The following is a 5417-nucleotide window of genomic DNA, read 5'->3' as shown; positions in this document are numbered from 1 at the left end:
CAGCACTTATGTTGCGCCGGAGGAGTTGACCTTTAAAAGGCATAAATCTATACTCCCTGCATAGAGCAACAACTCTATACAGTTTTAGTGAGCCCCGACTATCTTTCGTTCCCGCCAAGAAATGAGAAGATATTCGGGGTTTTTGCTTTTCTGGGTTTGTAAAATTACCTACACAAACCCATTCCCTGCCACCTTGCGGCGTGGCCAGCCAAAAAATTCTCTAACTGATCAGCAATCTAGCACTCAATAAGGAAAGGATCAAGAAAGTAAGCCCATTAGGCTAAATTCCTGTCTCGCGCTTCACGCTCTATCAACTGTTCAAGTACTTCCGCCTGGGTTAAGCCATCTTCTTCACACATGCTCATAAGCAGTTCTTTAAGCTGTGGTTCGATGAACACTTTAACTTCTTTATGCGTCGCTCTTTTACGGGCAGTGGCCATTCGCTGCTTTTCGGCATCGCTAAGTGCATTGCCTTTTCTGTAGGGACGCTTAGGTTTCGTTGAGGAAGTTACTGCATTTTCGATATGTGACATTTCTGCCTCCTCAAAGATCAAAATAGGATCACTTGAGAAAGCCTACTACAGTTTCTGTAACTCGGCAGCATAAATAGCATTTCTGCAGACCCGTTGGCGCGGGCCACATCGCAAAAATGCATAACTTAAGTGACAAAGATTTTTAGAGGAGGCAGAGAAATTACCGTTCGGGGTAGTTTCTTCTCAATAGGATGAGTGCCAGTCAGTACCGTCATCCCAGCGGGACTGCCAGTGCACGAGATACGTTTGAGCCAGTGCAGGCAATCCACTCACAACAAGAGCATTCTCCGAATTCGCTTCCGCAGCGCTGCGAGTATAGTTAAACGAGCCAGTTTCAATCGTCTGATTATCAACAATAATTACTTTGTCATGGCTAATTTTGTATTTACTAATAGTGCGTACAGGAATGTCTGCATTAACCAGCAAATTCATCGCGGCCACGCTGGCTTTCCCTTTGTTACCCTTCTCATCGACCACCACCTTGACGTCCACGCCCCGACGTTTAGCCGCAACCAGGCCGCGGGCCACTTCAGGGGAGGTAAACGAGTACCCCATAAGGCGGATATTCTGTTGCGCGTTGTCTATCGTTCTCATAACCAGCTGTAATGCACTTCCCTCCGGAGAAAATCCGACATCGATGGACGGGGCAGCCAGCGCCGCGCCCACGGGTAATACAAGTGCCGTGACCAACGCGGCCGCAGGTAAATATTTATTCATTGTTATTGGGGTCAGTTTGGATATCGAAAATTATTGTACGTTAAGGTTGTTTTTTGACCTTTCTACTTTACCGGGCCTCAGCCGACGAAACTTACCGGAAGCCGGTATCCGGTTGCTTTTCCAGATATAATCGCCTGTCAGATTGATGTGCTCCCAGCCTAGCGGCGACAAATGCGACAGCAGTTGTTCGTTGATCTTTAGTCCCTTACCCTTCAGGGCATCGATCGCCCTTTCCATATACACAGTATTCCACAGCGAGATCGCAGCCGTCAGAAGCGTCAGCCCACTGGCGCGATAGCTCTGATTTTCCGGCTTCCTGTCCCTGATTTCTCCCAGCCGGTGCATAAATACCGCCCGCGCCAGTGCGTTACGGGCTTCTCCTTTATTCAGCCCCGCCTGTACCCGCCGACGCAGTGCAGGATCGCGGAACCAGTCGAGCATAAACAGCGTTCGTTCAATGCGGCCAATTTCTCTCAGTGCTTTGGCAAGTCCGTTTTGCTTGGGGTAGCTGGCCAGCTTTTTCAGCATCAGGGATGCCGTGACGGTTCCCTGCTTTATCGAGGTCGCCAGACGCAGTACCTCACGCCAGTGAATCTCGATCTCTTTCAGGTTCAGGCTGGTCGTGGATATCAGCGACTGTAGCGCCGGATATTGATCCGCTTTACCTTTGATAAACAGCTTTTTGTCGTGGAGATCCCGAATTCGTGGACAGAACGCAAATCCCAGCAGATGCATCAGGGCAAAGACATGATCGGTGAAACCCGCTGTATCGGTGTAATGCTCCCTGATTTCCAGGTCGCTTTCGTGGTACAGCAAGCCATCGAGCACATGGGTTGAATCCCTGACCCGACTGATTATGCAGGTGTAAAACGGGCTGTATTGATCCGAAATATGGGTATAAAACTGACGTCCTGGCTCCTGCCCGTATTTCGGGTTAACCTGCCCTGCGTAGCGGCCTGAGCTGCCAGTCCTGAAATTCTGTCCATCTGATGATGATGTTGTCCCGTCTCCCCAGAATGCCGCTAACGGTCGTTTCCCCTGCGCGTTCACCAGCTCTGCAAGGGCGGCTGAATAGGTTTCGTCACGGATGTACCATGCCTGAATATCTTCGAGTGATGATTTGGTGCTCCCGGGGCAGGCTTCTGCCATTTTGGTCAGGCCAAGATTGATGCCATCCGCAAGAATGGTGGTGAGGAGCAGGCGGATATCGGGCCGGGTTGTGTCATTTTTTACATGCGAAAAATGTCGGGTAAATGTCGTCCAGCTGTTTACCTCGTCGAGAATTTCTGTGATTTTAGGACGCGGTAGCATGCTGTAAACCAGCTCTGCCAGCGGTGAAACCTGCACCGGAACGCAGTTATCCAGCGGAGAGATTTTTACGCCCCTGTCGGATATTTCCACATCGGGCAGTTCACCAAGGGCTGCCATGGCATTAACCTCTTCAAGTCTGGACTGAAGCAGGGCCATACGGCTGGTAATGTACTCATGATAATCAGCAGAGACGGGCAGTGGCAGCCCCGGTGAGAGTTTGTTAAAGTCCTTTTCGGGTATGAGGTAATCATCAAAATTTTTGTAGCGGCGCGAACCTTTAACCCATATATCCCCGGAGCGCAACGCCCCCTTAAGCTCGTTGAGCGCACAAAATTCATAATACTGCCGATCAATACCCGCAGGTGTCATCACCACCTTGCGCCAGCTTTCAGGGACAAACTCAAGCGGCGCTGTCGCCGGAACTTTACGTGACTGCTTACGGTACATATCCTTGATCACAACCAGTGCATCAGCCAGAGGTTGCGCTGCCGGGGTGGCGACTAACTGCAAAGCGGACAACATGCGCGGGGCATATTTCCGTAATGTGCTGTATTTCTCAGTAATAATATGCAACGGGTCAAAATTATTTTTTCTTGCGAGATAGCGTGTTTCCTCCAGACTGGCGACAAACTCAGTCCATGGGAGTATGTTTTCTATTGCGAGCCATGGATCACCACCGGAATCGCGGGCATCAGATAGTGCCTGACCGACATCGATATACTGCCTCAGTTTTGACTGGATCAGCTTTCCGGTCTGCTGAAGGCGCTCAGCCTGGGTTCTTTTAGCTTTGCTGAACAGGCTGTTCAACATTCGCTCATGCAGTTCAATCACTTCGTCTGTCAGTGTGGCTCTGGCTTCTTCCAGCACGCACACCAGGATCGCATGACGCCGGGCTGCTGAAAATCGGGTCAAATCCCGGCTACTCATCTTTCGGCCTTCCCGCGCCAGTTTCAGCAACCGGTTCTGGTGAATGGTACGATCTATACCTTCAGGTAATGCCAGCGATTCAATGCTGCTGAGCCGATCAAGATGTTGCAGCACGTTCTTTCCATTGATTTTACCCGGCGGTTGCAGAAGCCATGTCAGCCTGGAAGGCTGATTATCTGATGACTCAAGTAAACGATCCAGGGCATCCCTGTGAGCCGGAGTTAACGGGGCATTCAGGGTCTGAAACACGATTTTATCCCCGCCAGCCATGGCCTCCGCGCAGGTACGCTCCACAACATCAATCGCGGGGATTATCACGTTGTTCTGCCGGAGCCAGACCAGCAACTCTTCGGCCAGGAGAATACCTTTATCGGTGCGCGTCGCCATCGGCAGCAGGTGTGTAATACAGTCCTGCTGTATTTTGCCGGTGAATGCTTTGACGCCAAGATAGCGGTACAGTTCGGTTAGATGCTCACGCCGGGTCGTATCCCTGCCGGAAAGGTAAGCAGGCCAGAGATCCCCGGTAGCCTTTAGCCTGCTGGCGATATGCTTCAACAGCGCGTCAGAGGGTGGGATTTTTTTATCCGGGGCAAAGCCGACATTTTTCAGATAGCAAAGAAGGACGGCAAAACCAAAACGGCTGGCGGGTTTACGATGGGCACTGATAAGCGCCAGATCATGTTCATTGAAATAGGCCATTCGGGTCAGCGTTAACTCATCGTCCGGTAATGCCAGTAACGATTCTCTTTCAGACAGAGAAAGAATCTGCCTCCGTGCCATATAGTTTTCCTTGTAAATTATTCAGTGTGTTATTTTTAACAAAAATGGCTATCGCAATGGGGTGCACCCTGACGCCATAACCGAAACGTGACGGCACACTATGAATGACATAACCTATATGCGATAGAATAAATGCAATAACCTAAATGCGATAACATGGTGAAAAAATGTTCATCAGAGCTTATTTGAGGGCTTCGACGGAAGATCAGTTCGCCGATCGGGCAAAAGAGATGCTGGAGCAGTTCGTTCATGAACGGGGGCATAAAATCGCCAGCTATTACCGGGAGAATATCAGCGGTACAAAACTTGACCGCCCGGAGCTGGGACGCTTACTGATGGACAGTCACCACAATGATATCTTGCTGGTCGAGCAGATAGACCGCCTGACACGTCTGAGCAACAGCGACTGGACGACGCTGAAAAAGCAGATAGAACAACACGAGCTGCGGATTGTCAGCCTGGATGTACCCACCTCATGGCAGGCATTGTCAGATAAAGATCCTTCGCAGGCTGACCCAATCACCCGCGCCGTGATAACCGCCATCAATAACATGCTTATCGACCTGATGGCCGCAATGTCACATAAGGACTGGCTGAGCCGCCGCCAGCGGCAAAAACAGGGAATTGAACGGGCCCATACACTGGGGAAATATCGGGGCAAACAGGCTGATCAGGAACGGCATCAGAAAGTTCTGTACTACCGGCAGGTCAAGAAACTGAGCATCCGCGAAACGGCAGACGCGACAGGGTACAGCCCCTCCCAGATATGCCGCATTCAGGCACTGTACCGGCAATCAGAAGCGAGTGATTTGGGTTAAGTTGTGATTGTTGTATGATACCGGTGAGTATAACCGCTTATATATTGAGGGATTAATAATGGCAAGATCACTGGCCTGCCTTGGCGACAAAACGAGTTACGGAGAAATTATTTCGGCAACGGCATCCTGGTTTGAAGGAAATAAAGCAATAGCCCGGACCGGCGATAAAGCCTCATGCAGCAAATGTAATGGTTATTTTGAACTTCTAGCTTCTGCGCAGGACTGGGCCGAAGAAGGACGGGCTTATGTTGCCACGGGTGACAGAGTGTTGTGTCATTGCCCGGACCACTACGTTTTCGGTTCTGCCACACAGTATACCAGCACGATGCCG

At 50.5% G+C, this 5417-nt stretch carries 4 protein-coding genes and 1 pseudogene; 2 read left to right on the top strand and 3 right to left on the bottom strand.

Annotated features, from left to right (window positions below):
- Positions 1-275: 275 nt before the first annotated feature.
- The 3 genes and pseudogenes from J8X26_RS26395 to J8X26_RS26385 all read right to left on the bottom strand — a co-directional run bounded on the left by J8X26_RS26395 (position 276) and on the right by J8X26_RS26385 (position 4268).
- Positions 276-533 carry a replication regulatory protein RepA gene (locus J8X26_RS26395; RefSeq protein ID WP_208952498.1) on the bottom strand — a complete coding sequence of 86 codons (258 nt, stop codon included), beginning with the start codon at positions 531-533 and terminating at the stop codon, positions 276-278.
- Between the two features lie 183 nt (positions 534-716).
- Positions 717-1250 carry a phospholipase D family protein gene (locus J8X26_RS26390; RefSeq protein WP_208952497.1) on the bottom strand — a complete coding sequence of 178 codons (534 nt, stop codon included), beginning with the start codon at positions 1248-1250 and terminating at the stop codon, positions 717-719.
- A gap of 40 nt (positions 1251-1290) precedes the next feature.
- Positions 1291-4268: pseudogene (locus J8X26_RS26385) on the bottom strand (Tn3 family transposase).
- 167 nt (positions 4269-4435) lie between these two features.
- On the opposite strand from J8X26_RS26385, the gene J8X26_RS26380 reads away from it, so the two are divergent.
- Both J8X26_RS26380 and J8X26_RS26375 read left to right on the top strand, forming a co-directional pair.
- On the top strand, positions 4436-5086 hold the full coding sequence (locus tag J8X26_RS26380; protein WP_208952495.1) for a recombinase family protein: 651 nt from the start codon (positions 4436-4438) through the stop codon (positions 5084-5086).
- A gap of 58 nt (positions 5087-5144) precedes the next feature.
- The coding region (locus tag J8X26_RS26375; RefSeq protein WP_208952494.1) for a PAAR domain-containing protein at positions 5145-5417 on the top strand (273 nt) is incomplete at its 3' end.

The sequence above is a fragment of the Rahnella sp. ChDrAdgB13 genome, from assembly GCF_017655185.1.
In the GTDB taxonomy this organism is placed as follows: domain Bacteria; phylum Pseudomonadota; class Gammaproteobacteria; order Enterobacterales; family Enterobacteriaceae; genus Rahnella; species Rahnella contaminans.
The sequence above is the reverse complement of the archived record's forward strand: the minus strand, read 5'-3'. Positions and strand labels throughout refer to the sequence as shown.